Here is a 14,047-nt window from a genome sequence, read left to right on the forward strand (position 1 = left end):
CCGGACAGGGGCACGCGTTTCCCGCTACCGTGCACCGCGTGCTCCTCCACGTTCGGCGCCGCCGTCTCCCGAAGCTGTTCCTGCTGGTCACCGCCCTCGCACTGCCGCTGACCGCGTGCGGGCAGGACCTCGGCAAGTCCAACTTCGCGCGGACGACGGTGCCCGCGGCGAGCGGCACCGGCCAGGCCACCGACGGCCCGATCACCGACGCCGCCGTGGCGGCCGACGTGCTGCGCACGATCAAGCCGTGCCAGTTCCTGACCAAGGACGCCCTCGGCGCGCTCGGGCTCGGTACGGTCGAGGAGGACCCGACGCCGTCGTCGATCGCCTTCGACAACTGCAGCAACAAGGTGAAGGACCCCGGCGGCAAGGAGATCCGGCTCGAGTTCGAGATCGGCAACACCCTGCTGCCCCACGCGGACAAGACGACCGGGCAGGCCGGCGGGCTGCCGCTGCGCGTCGACAAGACCGACGACTCCAGCTGCACCGTCGCGACGATGACGGCGTTGAACCCGGACATGGCCCTGACGGTTTCGGTCACCTACCCCGGCGACCCGTGCCGCCCCGGGCAGACACTGATGGACGCCATCGTGCAGAAGGTGCACGGCTCGCCGGAGAAGTACTCGACCCCGGCGGGCACCCTGGTGACCGCCGACCCGTGCACGATGGCCGACACCGCCGCGGTGACGCCGGTCGTGCCGTCGGCGAAGGTGGCGCCGTCCGGCCTGCACTCGTGCGAGTGGCAGAGCAACGGCACGGACCCGACGGTGACGGTCGAGTTCCGGCCCGGCCTCCCGCCGCTCGAGGGCGACGGTTACTCCAAGGTGGACCTCGGCGGCGGGGTCACCGCCCTCCAGAAGAAGGGGACCGCGAGCTCGTCGCAGTGCGAGGTCGAGTGGCAGCACCGGCCGTGGCAGGGCGACGACGTCGAACTGGCCCAAGTGGACTACCGGAGCTACACCGCCCAACCGGACAAGGACGACCCCTGCGGCAAGGCGGTCACCGTCGCGAAGAACGTGGTCACGAAGCTCCCGAAGCCCTGACCTGGCGGCGGGCCGCGCGGAGAGGTAGGAAGGGGACACCCCACCCGCCGATGTGCCGGAGGCTGCCGTGAAGAAGATCATCAACGATCCGGCGAACGTCGTCGCGGAGTCGCTGCGGGGCCTCGCCGCCGCGCACGCGGACATCCTGCGCGTCGAGTCCGATCCGGACGTCGTGGTCCGGGCCGACGCGCCGGTCGCGGGCAAGGTCGCCGTCATCTCCGGTGGCGGCTCCGGGCACGAGCCGCTGCACGGCGGGTTCGTCGGCCGGGGGATGCTCGCCGCCGCCGTGCCGGGCGCGGTGTTCACTTCGCCGACGCCGGACGCCGTGCAGGCCGCCGTCACCGCGACCACCGGTGAGGCGGGCGCCCTGCTCATCGTGAAGAACTACACCGGCGACGTGCTGAACTTCGAGACGGCCGCCGAGCTGGCCGCCGCCGAGGGCCTCGAGGTGCGCAGCGTGGTGATCGACGACGACGTCGCGGTCAAGGACTCGACGTACACCGCGGGCCGCCGCGGGGTCGGCGGCACGGTGCTGCTGGAGAAGATCACCGGCGCGGCCGCCGAGCGCGGCGACTCGCTCGACGCCGTGACGGCGCTGGCGCAGAAGGTGATCGGCCAGGTGCGCTCGATCGGCGTAGCGCTGACCGCGCCGACCGTGCCGCACGCCGGCACCCCGAGCTTCGACCTCGGCGACGGCGAGATCGAGTTCGGCATCGGCATCCACGGCGAGCCCGGCCGCGAGCGGATCCCGCTCGAACCGGCTGACGCGCTGGTGGCGCGGATGGTTGATGCCGTTCGGGAGGATCTGCCGTTCTCCTCCGGCGACCGGGTGCTGCTGTTCACCAACTCGATGGGCGGCACCCCGCTCGTCGAGCTGTACCTGGCGCACGGCATCGCCGAGCGGCTGCTGGCCGAGCGTGGGATCGTGGTCGAACGCCGGCTGGTCGGCCCGTACATCACCAGCCTCGAGATGCAGGGGATGAGTCTGACGTTGCTCAAACTGGACGACGAGCTGACCGAGCTCTGGGACGCCCCGGTCAACACCGCGGCGCTGCGGTGGGGGCTCTGATGACCTGCAAGGCCGACGGGGTCGCGGCGGCCGTGCGCGCCGCGGCGGCCGTGGTCGCCGAGCACCGGGTCGAGCTGATCGACCTCGACCGCGCGATCGGCGACGGTGACCACGGCGAAAACCTGAACCGCGGGTTCACCGCCGTCGTCGCGGCCCTCGACGCGGCCGTGCCCGACACGCCGGGCGCGGTACTGAAGCTCGTCGCGACGACGTTGATCTCGAAGGTCGGCGGGGCCGCGGGACCGTTGTACGGCACGGCTTTCCTGCGTGCCTCGGCCAAGCTGGGCACCGCCGAGGACCTCGACGTCCCGGCGCTGCTGGAGGCGTTGCGCGCCGGGCTCGAAGGCGTTCAGGCCCGCGGCAAGGCCGTGGGCGGCGACGCGACCATGGTCGACGCCCTGATCCCGGCGGTGTCGGCCGCGGAGAAGGCGGCCGAGGACGGCGGGGACGTCGCCGCGGTGCTGACCGCGGCGGCCGACGCGGCCGACCGCGGCGCGGAGTCCACAGTGGACTTGGTGCCGCGCAAGGGCCGCGCGTCCTATCTGGGCGAGCGCGCGGTGGGGCACCTGGATCCCGGTGCGCGGTCGTCGGCGCTGCTGCTGCGCGCGTTCGCGGAGGCCGCCCGGTGAGCGTCGGCATCGTACTCGTTTCGCACAGCTCGAAGCTCGCCGAAGGCCTGGCCGAGCTGGCCGCCCAGATGGCACCGGACGTCACCATCCGGCCGGCCGGTGGCCTCTCCGACGGCTCGATCGGCACGGACTACGACGAGGTCGTCGCCGCCACCCAGCGCGCCGATTCCGGCGACGGCGTCGTGCTGCTGTACGACCTGGGCAGCGCGCAGATGACCGCCGAGCTCGCCGTCGAGTCGCTGGCCGACCCCTCGGCCGCCGTCGTCGCGGACGGTCCGCTGGTCGAAGGCGCGATCGCGGCGGCGGTCGCGGCGCAGGCGGGCAAGGACCGCAAGGCGGTGGCGGAGGCCGCGGCGGCGGCTGGGATGCCCGAGGACCTCTCGCCCGCCGAACCTGCCGCCGACGGCGAAGACGAGGTCGAGCTGGTGCTGCACAACGAGGTCGGGCTGCACGCGCGCCCGGCCGCGGTGCTGGTGCGCGCGCTGAGCGCGTTCGACGCGGAGGTCACGATTCGACTCGGCGAGCAGGAGGCCGACGGCCACAGCGTGCTGGCGCTCATGTCGCTCGGCGCGCGCCAGGGCGACCGGATCCGCCTGCGGGCGCGCGGCCCGCAGGCCGCCGCCGCGCTGGACAAGGCGAAAGAGCTGGTGGACGGCAATTTCGGCGAGTGAACCCTGGTCGCCGACCGGGTGACTTGCGCGGTACTGACTCGATTCCGTCTGGGCTTCCGGCGGTGCGGTGTGGCAGAGTCGGGGCCAATTACCAGCGAGTAACATCTCTGGAGGCCTCGATGGCGCGGGACATCTCGACGGTCGGAGTGGTCGGCCTGGGCACGATGGGGGCCGGGATCGCCGAAGTGCTCGCGCGCAGCGGGCTCGACGTCGTCACGGTCGAGCTCGACGAGACCGGCGTCGCCCGGGGCCGCGGGCACATCGAGCACTCGACCGAGCGCGCTCTGTCCGGTGGCAAGCTCGACCCGGCCGGGCGCGAGGCCCTGCTGGGGCGGATCCGGTACCGCACTTCGTTGCCGGATCTGTCCGAAGTGGACCTCGTGATCGAGGCGATCCCGGAGAGCCTCGAGCTGAAGGCCGACGTGTTCACCGCGCTGGACAAGATCACCCGGCCGGACGTCGTCTTCGCGTCGAACACGTCGTCGCTGTCGATCACCGAGATCGGCGTGCACACCACGCGGCCCGGCAAGGTCGTCGGCATGCACTTCTTCAACCCGGCGCCCGTGCAGAAGCTCGTCGAGATCGTGAAGACCGTCGTGACCGAGCCGGAAGTGGTCACCGAAGTGGTCGCGTTCGCCGAGAGGCTCGGCAAGGTGCCGGTGGTGATCGGCGACCGGGCCGGGTTCATCGCGAACGCGCTGCTGTTCGGCTACCTCAACCACGCCGTGCGGATGTACGAGCAGCGCTACGCCACGCGCGAGGACCTCGACGCCGCCATGCGCTTCGGCTGCGGCTACCCGATGGGGCCGCTCGCGCTGCTCGACCTGATCGGGCTCGACACCGCGTACGAAATCCTCGACACGATGTACCACCAGTCCCGCAACCGGCTGCACGCGCCGGCGCCGCTGCTCAAGCAGATGATCACGGCGGGCCAGCTGGGCCGCAAGACCGGCCGCGGCTTCTACGCCTACGACGCGCCGGACTCGCCCAACGTCGTCTCGGACGTTGCCGCTGCGTCCACTGTGGAGGGTGTGCCGCCGCGGCCGGTGGGCCGGGTCGGCGTGGTCGGTACCGGGACGATGGCCACCGGCATCGCGGAGGTGTTCGCGAAACGCGGCCTCGACGTCGTGCTGCGCGCGCGGAGCCTGGAGAAGGCGCAGGCGTCGGTGGCGAAGGTGAAGAAGTCGCTCGACAAGGCCGTGGTCAAGGGCAAGCTGTCCGAAGAGGACGCTGCTTCGGCCCTGGCGCGGATCACCCCGGTCACCGAGTTCGAGGCGCTGGCCGACGTCGACCTGGTCGTCGAGGCGGTGGCCGAGGAGCTGTCGGTGAAGCAGGCGGTGTTCGCGGCGCTGGACGAGGTCGTCCGCCCGGGCGCGGTGCTGGCGACGACGACGTCCTCGCTGCCGGTGATCGAGTGCGCGGCGGCGACCTCCCGGCCGTCCGACGTGATCGGCCTCCACTTCTTCAACCCGGCCCCGGTGATGAAGCTGGTGGAGGTGGTCTCGACGATCGCCACCGCCCCGGACGTGGTCGCGACCGCGAGCGCGGTGTGTGCCGCGGTGGGCAAGCACGCGGTCCACTGTGGAGACCGGGCGGGCTTCATCGTCAACGCGCTGTTGTTCCCGTACCTCAACGACGCGGTGAAGATGCTGGAAGCCCACTACGCGGGGGCGAACGACATCGACACGGCGATGAAGGTGGGCTGCGGCCTGCCGATGGGCCCGTTCGAGCTGCTGGACGTGGTCGGACTGGACGTCTCCCTGGCCATCCAGCGGACGCTGTACAACGAGTTCCGCGAGGAGGGCTTCGCGCCGGCGCCGCTGCTGGAGCACCTCGTGACGGCCGGGCGGCTGGGCCGGAAGACCGGGAAGGGCTTCAAGGACTACTGATCGGCTTTTCTTTGCCGCCCGCAACCTCGCCGGTGGGCGGGTGCGTCGGACCGGCGACGTCGGGTTCGACGCTCACTAGGGCCGCGCCGGCGTCGCGGACCAGGTGCCGGAAAATCCTCGTGGTTCGCACCGGCGATCGGCTCAGCGGTCGGCCACCTCGCCCAGGACCGGCTTCACGTCCAGGACCGGCGTGCCGTCGATCGCTTCCAGGCCCGTCACCGTGAGCGTGCCGTTCTCCGCCGCCGTCACCGTGACCGGGTGGAGGCCGATCGGGTTGGGGCGGTCCGGGGAGCGCGTCGAGAACACGCCTTCGCGGGGGCGGTCCGGGTCGCCGCGGGGGTGGACCGCCTGGACCTCGCGGTCGGCCTCGTGCAGCCACGTCAGCAGGACCAGGCGGTCGCCCGGGCGGACGTCGGCCGCCGCCGGGTGGTACTCCGGGGCGAACACCACGCGGGCCGGTGGCGCGCCCTCGTCGCCCTGTCTCGGAGCCGCCGCGCGGTCCGTCAGGGACGATTCGATGTGCGCCACCGGGCGCACCTCGTAGCCCGTCACCGGTAGTACCCCTCGACCGGCACGCGGGCTTCGTCGAAGAGCGCCGGGCCGTCGAGCTGGTGGCCGCCGAACGTGACCGGCGGGCGCAGCGTCAGGAACTGCTCCGTGGACAGCGCGTAGACGACGCGGCCGAGCCCGGACCGTTCAATCGCGCCGGTGCACATCCCGCACGGCTGGGTGCTGGTGAACATCGTGGTTGCCGCGGCGGTCTCGGGGTCCAGATGCTGCGCCGCCCAGCGGGCGAGCTTCAGCTCCGGGTGCGCGGTGATGTCGTTGTCGGTCACCGAGGTGTTGCGGTCCTCGGCGAGGACGTTCCCGTCGGCGTCGGCCAGCAGCGAGCCGAACGGCGGGTTGCCGTGGTCCTCGCGCGCTTCGCGGGCGAGCTCGATCGCCCGCCGCAGCAGGGTTTCTTCGATGTTCTTCACCGGTTCTCCTTCCAGGACGCGGCCACCGCCGCGAGGTCCCGCCACGCGACCTCCGGCTGGAGGGTCTCGGCGGGGTCCGCATCGAACGGGTCGAGCACGACGGTCTCTGCACCCATCGCCCGCAGCTGCGCCAGGTCGTCGAGGACCTGGCCGAGGGTGCCTTCGCCGGCGCGCCGGTCCGGCCCGGTCACCGCGGTTTCGGTCACCCGCAAGAGGATCCGCGGCGCGAACGACGGCACCGGCCGCTCGCCGGCCAGGGTGTTCAGGCGTGCCAAGCCATCCCGGAATCCGGACATCGTCATCCGCAGCGGGTGCCACGCGTCGCCGAACTCCACCGCGCGGCGCAGCCCCGCGTCGCTGTGGCCGCCCAGCCAGAGCGGGATCGCGCCGGCGCGGTAGTCGTCGTGGTCGGCCCAGGCCGCGCGAATCGTCCGCAGGTACTCGCTGGTGAGCTTCCCGCGCTGCTCGAACGGCACGCCGAGCGCCTCGAACTCCTGCTTCGCCCAGCCGATGCCCGCGCCGAGCACCAGCCGCCCGCCGCTGAGGGCGTCGAGGTTCGCCGCCATCCGGGCCACCAGCAGGGGATGCCGGTACGGCACGACGAGCACGGTGGTGCCGAGCCGCACCCGTTCGGTGACGCCGGCGAGCCACGACAGCGTCGTGAACGACTCGTAGAACGGCGCCGGGTACTGACCGGCGACGTCGGGCGTGATCGCGACGTGGTCGGACACCATCAGCAGGTCGAAGCCGAGACCTTCCACGGTCCGCGCCCAAGCTCGCAAGACGCCCGGGTCGGTGCCGGGGCCGAAGTTGGGGACGTTCACGCCGATCTTCACGAGGAAAGGCTATCGAGGTCAAAGCCGTGATCGGAAGGGAATGATCACGGCGTTCGGCGGCTCCGGCCGTGGATCTCGCGGTACATTCGCCTCATGACCGAGAGTCTTGATCCGACGGACTGGGCCATCCTGGTCGAGCTCCAGCAGGACGCCCGGCTGCCGCTCACCGAGCTGGGCCGCCGGGTGAACCTCAGCGCGTCGGCCACGACCGAACGGCTCCGGCGCCTCGAAGCGGCGGGCGTGATCACCGGTTACCGCGCCGATGTCGACCTCGGCAAGGTCGGCTACCCGGTGCTCGCGGTCGTCCGGCTCAAGTACCCGGGCAGCCGCCACGAGGCCCTGCACAAGCTGCTCGGCGAGCGCCTCGAGATCCTGGAATGCCTGCGCACCACCGGCGACGACTGCTACACGCTCAAGGTCGCCGCGGCCTCGATGGCCCACCTCGAGCACACCATGGACGAGCTGGCCCAGTTCGGCAGCACGACCACGAACGTCGTCTACAGCCAGACGCTGCCCTACCGCGGACCGCGGGAGCCCGCGCGTGACCTCGACGCCTGAGCGCATCGTCGTCTACGGCGTGACCGGCTCGGGCAAGTCGACGCTCGCGGCCCGGATCGCCGAGCGCACCGGCCTGCCCCACGTCTCCGCGGACGACCTCAGCTGGCTGCCGGGCTGGGTCGCGGTGCCCGACGACGAACAGCGCCGCCGCATCGCCGAGGTGTGCGCGGGGGAGCGCTGGGTTCTCGACGCCGCGTACGGCAAGTGGCGGGACCTCGTGCTGGCCCGCACGCAGCTCGTCGTCGGCCTCGACTATCCGCGCTGGCTTTCGCTGGGGCGCCTGCTGCGCCGGACCGCCGCGCGCTCGCTGACCCGTCGGCGGATCTGCAACGGGAACGTCGAGTCGGTCCGCCAGATGTTCTCGGCGGACTCGATCATCCGCTGGCACTTCACGTCGTTCTCGACCAAGCGGAAGCGCATCCGGGCCTGGGCCGCGGAGTCGCCGGGGCCGGAGATCGTCCGGCTGACGTCCCCGCGTGCGACCCGCCGCTGGCTGGAAACGCTCTGACCTCTGACCTCTTTGACCTCAGGCGTCCGGCGGAAGCAGCGGCCCGCCGCTCCAGTGCTGGAAGACGAGGTTCGTGTGCACGCGGGCGACCTCGTCCCGGGCGGTCAGCTCGTCCAGCACCAGGCGCTGCAGCTCGCCGGCGGAGCTGGTGGCGACGTGCGCGAGGAAGTCGTCCGGCCCGGTCAGGTGGTAGACCGCGCGCACCTCGGGCAGGGACAGCAGATGCTCGACGAACGGGTCCACCAGTGGCCGCCGGTGCGGGCGGACCTGGACGAACAGGAACGCCTCCAGCGGACGGCCCAGCTTCGCCGCGTCGACCGACGCGTGCTGCCCGGTGATCACCCCGGTCTCCCGCAGCCGCGCGACGCGGTCCAGGCACGTCGACGGCGCGATGCCGACCGCGGCCGCCAGGTCCTTGTTCGTGATCCGGGCATCGTTCTGCAGGAGACGCAGAATCGCGAGATCGACCGGACTCAGTTCGACGGAATCGGGCATCGGCGAATGATATCCGAGGCTGTTGCCTGCGATCCGGGGAAAGCTCGACCATGCTGGCATGACCTCCTCGCTGCGCACGCGCGCCGTCCACGCCGGCCGTGACGACCTCACGGACCTCGGCGTGCACGCCGCCCCGCTCGACCTGTCGACGACCTACCCCTCCCGCGACAGTGCCGCCGAAGCCGCCCGGATCGACGACTTCGCCGCCGGCGGCGAACTCGACGGGCCGCCGATCTACGGCCGGGTGGGCAACCCGACCGTGGAGCGGTTCGAGCGGGCGCTCGCCGAACTGGAGGGCTTCGAGCACGGCGTGGCGTTCGCCAGCGGCATGGCCGCCGTCTCGGCCTGCCTGCTTTCCGCGGTGGCGCAAGGGAAACGGCACGTCGTCGCCGTGCGCCCGCTGTACGGTTGCAGCGACCACCTGCTCGAGTCCGGGCTGCTCGGCACCGAGGTCACGTGGGCCGCGCCGGACGCCGTCGCCGCCGCGCTGCGGCCCGACACCGGGCTGGTGTTCGTCGAGACGCCCGCGAACCCGACGCTCGCCGAGGCCGACATCGCCGCGCTGGCTCGTGCGTGCGGGGACGTGCCTTTGCTGGTGGACAACACTTTCGCGACGCCGGTGCTTCAGCGCCCCGGTCTCCACGGAGCGCGGATCGTGCTGCACAGCGCGACGAAGTTCCTCGGCGGCCACGGCGACGTGATGGGCGGGGTCGTCGCGTGTGACGCCTCGGAAGCCGCGCGGTTGCGGCAGATTCGCTTCGCCACCGGTGGCGTGCTGCACCCGCTCGCCGGATACCTGTTGCTGCGCGGGCTTTCCACGCTGCCGCTGCGCGTCGGCGCCGCGGCCGCCACCGCCGCGACGCTGGCCTCACGGCTCGGGGAGCACCCGGCCGTGACCGCCGTCCACTACCCGCGGATCGGCGGGCCGCTGGTGGCGTTCGAGGTCGACGGCGACCCGCACGCCCTGATCGGCGCGGTCCGGCTGATCACGCCGGCCGTCAGCCTCGGCAGCGTCGACACGCTGATCCAGCACCCGGGGTCGATCAGCCACCGGATCGTCGACGCGGGCGACCGGCACGACGCGGGCGTGTCCGACCAGCTGATCCGGCTCTCGGCCGGGCTCGAGGACGTCGAGGACCTCTGGGCCGACCTCGAGCAGGCGCTCAAGGCGCTTTAGCCGCAGCAGCCGCCACCACAGCAGCCACCGCCACCGCCGGCCGGGACCGCGGGTCCGCTCGCGGCCCCGGTCAGGGCGACCGTGGTGAGCAGCTTGACGGTGTCGCGGTGGCCTTCCGGGCAGGCCGCCGGCGCGCCGGATTCGCTCATCGGGCGCAGGAGCTCGAAGGTCTCGGTGCACTCGCGGCAGCGGTAGGCGTAGGTCGGCATGCCGCGATTATCGCCGGAGGACCCCGTGGATGGGAAGCTGGGCGCGTGCAGCCGCCCTCGCTCGCCGACGTCCCGCACCTCGGCCAGGTCGTCCCGTCCCTGCTCGCCGCGCTCGGGGTGCCCGGCTGCGGGAACACGCTGACGCTGCCGGAGGCGCGCAGTGCCGCCGTGCTGCTCCTCGACGGGCTCGGCTGGGAGCTGCTCGCCGAGCACGCCGCGGACGCGCCGGTGCTGGCCGAGCTCGCCCAGGAGTCGCTGCGCGTGGGCTTCCCGTCGACGACGGCCGCCGGCGTGGCCGCGATCGGCACCGGGCTCGCGTCCGGTGAGCACGGCATGGTCGGCTACACGTTCGAGATGCCGGGCACCGGTGTGCTCAACGCGTTGCGCTGGTGCAGCCACGAAGACGGCAGTGACCTGCGCGGCGCCCTCCCGCCGCGCGAGGTCCAGCCACTGCAGACGACCTTCGAGCGGGCCGCCGCGGCGGGCATCGACGCGGCCGTCGTGTCGTCCGCCAAGTTCCGCGACACGGCCCTAACCCTGGCCACCCAAGGCGGAGCGCGGTACGCCGGGGTGCACGCGCTGGGCGACCTCGCCGCGCGCACGTTGTCGGCGCTCGAGGGCCGGGCGTTCTGCTACGCCTACCACAGCGAACTCGACCTCCTCGGGCACGTTTACGGGCCCGGCTCGGTCGCGTGGCGGATGCAGCTGCGGCAGCTCGACCGGCTCGTGGAGTCCCTTGTGGACGGTCTGCCGGCCGGTGCCCTGCTCGCGGTGGTGGCCGACCACGGGATGGTCACCGTCGACGACAAGCTCGACCTCGAAGACGTCCCGGAGCTGCTCGCGGGCGTCCGGACGTTCGGCGGTGAGGTGCGGGCCCGGCACGTCTACACCGAGCCGGGCGCGGCCGCGGACGTCCTCGCGGCCTGGCGCGCGGTGCTGGGCGAGCGGGCGTGGGTGCGCTCGCGGGAGGAGGCCGTCGCCGAAGGGTGGTTCGGCCACACGGTCAGCGACCGGGTGCTGCCCCGGATCGGCGACGTCGTCGCGGCGGCCCGGGGACGGTTCGGGATGGTGCGGGGACTCGCCGAGGCCGTCGAGACGTCGCTCATCGGGCAGCACGGCTCGCTCACCACGGCCGAACAGCTGGTGCCGCTGGCGCTCGCGCAGGGGTGAGCGCCCCGGAAGGGTCCGGTTTCCGGGCACTTTCCCGGTGATGTCCTGACCTGTCCACTGCGTACCCGAGTGACGGGAGTGGGCCGCTGCGGGAGGGCCGGGGGTGTGGGCCGCCGGCCTGAGATCCGACCGGCATCTCGCGTGATCGGGGAGGCATCACGCGTGATTGAGGGGGCATCACGGGTGATTGGAGGGGCATCACGGGTGATTGGCGGGTCGACACGTGCTTGCGTGCTTGGGGGACGACACGGGTGGTGGGCGAGTCGTGGGGCGCGGATACCGTTCGGGGGTGCCTCGACGCAACCGTCCCGGCCGCCGCGCGGACGGCGGGCCGCCCGAACGCGACCTGGGTGCCGCGACCGGGTGGGCGCGTGCCGAGTCCGGGTCCGACGGTGACTGGCTCGTGCGGACCGTGCCCGGCTCGCAGTCGGCCAAGACCTACCGCTGCCCCGGCTGTGACCACGAGATCCGGCCGGGCACGCCGCACCTCGTCGTCTGGCCCGCCGACGAGACCGGCTCGGTCGCCGACCGGCGGCACTGGCACCGGGCCTGCTGGGACGCCCGGGCCCGGCGGCGGCCGCAGCGCCGCCGCTGGTGACGTTTCGCTCTGGAGTTGTCAAAGATCGCCCGGCTCAGCGCCGGTAGTGCCGCGACGAAGCGCCGTCGTACCTCTCCTCCGTGTAGTCGGTGAAGCCGAGCCGCTCCGCCACTCGCAGCGACGGCTTGTTGTCGACGCTCACGCTCGCCAGCACCGGGAGCGACGGCAGGTCGCGGGCACACCAGTCGAGGACCGCCAGCCCGGCCTCCACCGCGTACCCCTTGCCCCACGCCGACGGCCGGAACCGGTAGCCGAGGTTCAGCACCTTCTCGCCGTGGAACTCCCGCAGCCGCACCCCGCACACGCCGATCACCTCGGTGCCCCCGCGTTCGAGCACCGCGGGGTAGCCGAAGCCGTGCTCGGCCCAGTGCGCGAGCCAGGCCGAGAACATCTCCGACGCGCGCGGGACGTCCGGCGGGTCGGGGTGGAAGCGGTTGGTGCGCGGGTCGGTGTGGATGTCGACCATCGCCTGCCGGTCCGCCTCGTGGAGCGGACGCAGCAGCAGCCGGTCGGTTTCGATGTCGGTGAACACAGCGGCGAAGCTAGCGCGGGGGTCCGACAAAATGGCCCGCATGACCGAACTGCCGCTGGTCCTCCTCCACGCCTTTCCCCTGGACGCCCGCATGTGGAACGCGGTGCGCGAGCCCCTCGCTTCACGCCTTCGGGTGATCACTGTCGACCAGCGCGGGCTCGGCCGCTCGCCGCTGCCGGAGTCCGATCGCGACCCGAGCCTCGAGGACGCCGCGCGCGACGTCGTAGCCCTGCTGGACCGGCTGGAACTGGACCGCGTCGTGCTCGGCGGCTGCTCGATGGGCGGTTACCTCGCGATGGCCGTGCTGCGGCTGGCGCCGGAGCGGGTCGGCGGCCTCGTGCTCATCGACACGAAGGCGACGCCGGACACGCCCGAGGCCGCGCAGACGCGGCTCGAAGTCGCCAAGCGCGTCGAAGACGAGGGCATCACGGGTTGGCTCGTCGAGGCCAACCTGCCGAACCTGCTGGCCGAATCGACGCGGAAGCAGCGTCCGGACGTCGTCGCGACCGTCCGGGAGATCATCGAATCGCAGCCGCCGGCCGGGATCTCGTGGACTGCGCTCGCGCTGCGCACGCGCCCGGACTCACTCGACCTGCTGCGCGACTCGCACGTCCCCGCGCTGGTCGTCGTCGGCGAGGAGGACCCGATCACGCCGGTGGCGGCGGCGAGCGAGATGGTCGAAGCGCTGGACGGCGCGACGCTCGTCGTGCTCCCGCGTGCCGGGCACCTGACCCCGCTGGAGGACCCGGCGGGCGTGGTCGAGGCGATCCTGTCCTGGTACCCCGCGACGCACGAGCAGCCTCACGAGAAGTAGGCGGCGAGCGCGGAACGGGCCTCGGGGAGGCGGTGCGGGAACCGGATCGCGATGACGAACCGCCACACGACCGAATACAGCTCTCGCAGCCGCGTACAGACGCGAAGGGCGTCTTCGTCCACTTCGCCCGGGTACGCGGCGAGGTACTCCGGGCCGCCCTGCCGGCCGAGGATCGCGAGGTCCCAGGCCAGCGAGCCGCGCCAGGTGTCCTCGAAGTCCAGCCAACAGGGGCCCGCGGGAGTGTCGATCAGGTTGCCGGGGTGCGCGTCGCCGTGCAGCGCCTGCACGGCGACCTCCGGCAGCGCCGGCGCGAGGCGGGCGGCCTCCTCGCGCAACCGGGGCTCGAGGTCGTGCCGGCCGAAGATGCGTTCCAGGTCGTCGAGCGGGCCGCGCCGGGGCAGTTCGCCCGGGTATTCGCGCAGCGCCGCGTGCACCTCGGCGAGGGAGCGCGCGACGACGTCCGGTGCGTACCGGTGGTCCGGATCGTGCGGGGTGTGGTGCCAGAGCGTGACCGGCAGGCCGTCGGCGAAATGGGGTCCGGCCGGGGGATCCGTGGCCGGTGAGACGACGAGCACACCACGTTCGGTGAGGTACCGGGAGACGGCCACGTCCCGCTCCTGCCAGGCGGGCCCGGGCCGCGCCAGGCGGATCGTCCCCGGCACCCGCGCCACCAGCGGACCCAGCTTCACCAGCACGTTCGAGCGTTCGTGGAGCACCGCCGGCTCGTGCTCGCGCAGGCCCAGCCGGGAGGTCACGGTGAGTGCCGCGCGCACCGCGGCGCGCGTGTAATCGTCGGGCACGGCCCGATCTTGCCAGCCGGTGCGCGCGACTGTCGGTAGCGAGGGCTACGATCCCCATGACCGCCGGAACCG

18 protein-coding genes are annotated in these 14,047 nt (G+C 72.6%); 11 read left to right on the forward strand and 7 right to left on the reverse strand.

Annotated elements, in window-relative coordinates:
- Positions 1-38: 38 nt before the first annotated feature.
- From OG738_RS19300 to OG738_RS19320, 5 genes are all read left to right on the forward strand, one after another.
- Positions 39-1,043, forward strand: coding sequence for a DUF3558 domain-containing protein (locus OG738_RS19300; protein WP_329055740.1), 1,005 nt, complete (start codon positions 39-41; stop codon positions 1,041-1,043).
- Between the two features lie 67 nt (positions 1,044-1,110).
- Entirely contained in the window at positions 1,111-2,112 is a 1,002-nt protein-coding gene (gene dhaK, locus OG738_RS19305; protein ID WP_329055742.1) for a dihydroxyacetone kinase subunit DhaK, read from the forward strand.
- On the forward strand, positions 2,112-2,741 hold the full coding sequence (dhaL, locus tag OG738_RS19310) for a dihydroxyacetone kinase subunit DhaL (protein ID WP_329055743.1): 630 nt from the start codon (positions 2,112-2,114) through the stop codon (positions 2,739-2,741). The genes dhaK and dhaL overlap by 1 nt, the downstream gene beginning before the upstream one ends.
- Positions 2,738-3,412: a dihydroxyacetone kinase phosphoryl donor subunit DhaM gene (gene dhaM, locus OG738_RS19315; protein WP_329055744.1), complete on the forward strand. Its 675-nt coding sequence runs from the start codon at positions 2,738-2,740 to the stop codon at positions 3,410-3,412. Before dhaL ends, dhaM begins: the two co-directional genes overlap by 4 nt.
- Before the next feature lie 119 nt (positions 3,413-3,531).
- A complete protein-coding gene (locus OG738_RS19320) occupies positions 3,532-5,301 on the forward strand; it encodes a 3-hydroxyacyl-CoA dehydrogenase family protein (RefSeq protein ID WP_329055745.1) in 1,770 nt (589 codons plus the stop codon).
- 141 nt (positions 5,302-5,442) lie between these two features.
- Here the strand turns inward: OG738_RS19320 and tsaA are convergent, their stop codons facing one another.
- From tsaA to OG738_RS19335, 3 genes are read right to left on the reverse strand one after another with little or no spacing between them, the layout of a single operon-like run.
- Positions 5,443-5,853: a tRNA (N6-threonylcarbamoyladenosine(37)-N6)-methyltransferase TrmO gene (gene tsaA, locus OG738_RS19325; protein ID WP_329055746.1), complete on the reverse strand. Its 411-nt coding sequence runs from the start codon at positions 5,851-5,853 to the stop codon at positions 5,443-5,445.
- Positions 5,850-6,278, reverse strand: a complete 429-nt coding sequence (locus OG738_RS19330; RefSeq protein ID WP_329055747.1) for a nucleoside deaminase — start codon at positions 6,276-6,278, stop codon at positions 5,850-5,852. Before OG738_RS19330 ends, tsaA begins: the two co-directional genes overlap by 4 nt.
- Entirely contained in the window at positions 6,275-7,114 is an 840-nt protein-coding gene (locus OG738_RS19335; RefSeq protein WP_329055749.1) for an LLM class flavin-dependent oxidoreductase, read from the reverse strand. The genes OG738_RS19330 and OG738_RS19335 overlap by 4 nt, the downstream gene beginning before the upstream one ends.
- 93 nt (positions 7,115-7,207) lie before the next feature.
- Here OG738_RS19335 and OG738_RS19340 point away from each other — a divergent pair, with 93 nt between their 5' ends.
- Together OG738_RS19340 and OG738_RS19345 are read left to right on the forward strand one after the other, a co-directional pair.
- Positions 7,208-7,672: an Lrp/AsnC family transcriptional regulator gene (locus OG738_RS19340; RefSeq protein ID WP_329055750.1), complete on the forward strand. Its 465-nt coding sequence runs from the start codon at positions 7,208-7,210 to the stop codon at positions 7,670-7,672.
- The gene (locus tag OG738_RS19345; RefSeq protein WP_329055751.1) at positions 7,656-8,180 is read left to right on the forward strand and encodes an adenylate kinase; all 525 of its coding nucleotides are present in this window, start codon (positions 7,656-7,658) and stop codon (positions 8,178-8,180) included. Before OG738_RS19340 ends, OG738_RS19345 begins: the two co-directional genes overlap by 17 nt.
- An 18-nt stretch (positions 8,181-8,198) precedes the next feature.
- Here OG738_RS19345 and OG738_RS19350 read toward each other — a convergent pair whose 3' ends face one another.
- Positions 8,199-8,675, reverse strand: a complete 477-nt coding sequence (locus OG738_RS19350) for an Lrp/AsnC family transcriptional regulator (protein WP_329055752.1) — start codon at positions 8,673-8,675, stop codon at positions 8,199-8,201.
- 58 nt (positions 8,676-8,733) lie between these two features.
- Here OG738_RS19350 and OG738_RS19355 point away from each other — a divergent pair, with 58 nt between their 5' ends.
- Complete coding sequence (locus OG738_RS19355) at positions 8,734-9,852, forward strand: trans-sulfuration enzyme family protein (RefSeq protein ID WP_329055754.1); 1,119 nt, start codon at positions 8,734-8,736, stop codon at positions 9,850-9,852.
- Here the strand turns inward: OG738_RS19355 and OG738_RS19360 are convergent.
- Positions 9,849-10,061 carry an FmdB family zinc ribbon protein gene (locus OG738_RS19360; RefSeq protein WP_329055756.1) on the reverse strand — a complete coding sequence of 71 codons (213 nt, stop codon included), beginning with the start codon at positions 10,059-10,061 and terminating at the stop codon, positions 9,849-9,851. The two genes, OG738_RS19355 and OG738_RS19360, sit on opposite strands and share 4 nt — an antisense overlap.
- Positions 10,062-10,106: 45 nt before the next feature.
- Here OG738_RS19360 and OG738_RS19365 point away from each other — a divergent pair, with 45 nt between their 5' ends.
- Together OG738_RS19365 and OG738_RS19370 are read left to right on the forward strand one after the other, a co-directional pair.
- Positions 10,107-11,231 carry an alkaline phosphatase family protein gene (locus OG738_RS19365; RefSeq protein WP_329055757.1) on the forward strand — a complete coding sequence of 375 codons (1,125 nt, stop codon included), beginning with the start codon at positions 10,107-10,109 and terminating at the stop codon, positions 11,229-11,231.
- 289 nt (positions 11,232-11,520) lie between these two features.
- Positions 11,521-11,829 carry a hypothetical protein gene (locus OG738_RS19370; RefSeq protein WP_329055759.1) on the forward strand — a complete coding sequence of 103 codons (309 nt, stop codon included), beginning with the start codon at positions 11,521-11,523 and terminating at the stop codon, positions 11,827-11,829.
- 34 nt (positions 11,830-11,863) lie between these two features.
- Here OG738_RS19370 and OG738_RS19375 read toward each other — a convergent pair whose 3' ends face one another.
- Positions 11,864-12,403, reverse strand: a complete 540-nt coding sequence (locus OG738_RS19375) for a GNAT family N-acetyltransferase (protein WP_329055761.1) — start codon at positions 12,401-12,403, stop codon at positions 11,864-11,866.
- Between OG738_RS19375 and OG738_RS19380 the strand changes: the two genes are divergently transcribed.
- Complete coding sequence (locus tag OG738_RS19380) at positions 12,402-13,175, forward strand: alpha/beta fold hydrolase (RefSeq protein ID WP_329055762.1); 774 nt, start codon at positions 12,402-12,404, stop codon at positions 13,173-13,175. The genes OG738_RS19375 and OG738_RS19380 overlap by 2 nt on opposite strands.
- On the opposite strand, the gene OG738_RS19385 is transcribed toward OG738_RS19380, so the two are convergent.
- Entirely contained in the window at positions 13,163-13,975 is an 813-nt protein-coding gene (locus tag OG738_RS19385) for a phosphotransferase (RefSeq protein ID WP_329055764.1), read from the reverse strand. The genes OG738_RS19380 and OG738_RS19385 overlap by 13 nt on opposite strands.
- Between the last annotated feature and the right edge of the window lie 72 nt (positions 13,976-14,047).

The organism is Amycolatopsis sp. NBC_01488 (assembly GCF_036227105.1).
Taxonomy (GTDB): Bacteria; Actinomycetota; Actinomycetes; order Mycobacteriales; family Pseudonocardiaceae; genus Amycolatopsis.

Coding starts and splice junctions, on each gene's coding strand:
- OG738_RS19375 (WP_329055761.1), bottom strand. CDS start 12,403: ATGCGGGCCATTTTGTCGGACCCCCGCGCTAGCTTCGCCGCTGTGTTC.
- OG738_RS19320 (WP_329055745.1), top strand. CDS start 3,532: ATGGCGCGGGACATCTCGACGGTCGGAGTGGTCGGCCTGGGCACGATG.
- OG738_RS19360 (WP_329055756.1), bottom strand. CDS start 10,061: ATGCCGACCTACGCCTACCGCTGCCGCGAGTGCACCGAGACCTTCGAG.
- OG738_RS19340 (WP_329055750.1), top strand. CDS start 7,208: ATGACCGAGAGTCTTGATCCGACGGACTGGGCCATCCTGGTCGAGCTC.
- OG738_RS19350 (WP_329055752.1), bottom strand. CDS start 8,675: ATGCCCGATTCCGTCGAACTGAGTCCGGTCGATCTCGCGATTCTGCGT.
- OG738_RS19355 (WP_329055754.1), top strand. CDS start 8,734: ATGACCTCCTCGCTGCGCACGCGCGCCGTCCACGCCGGCCGTGACGAC.
- OG738_RS19380 (WP_329055762.1), top strand. CDS start 12,402: ATGACCGAACTGCCGCTGGTCCTCCTCCACGCCTTTCCCCTGGACGCC.
- dhaL (WP_329055743.1), top strand. CDS start 2,112: ATGACCTGCAAGGCCGACGGGGTCGCGGCGGCCGTGCGCGCCGCGGCG.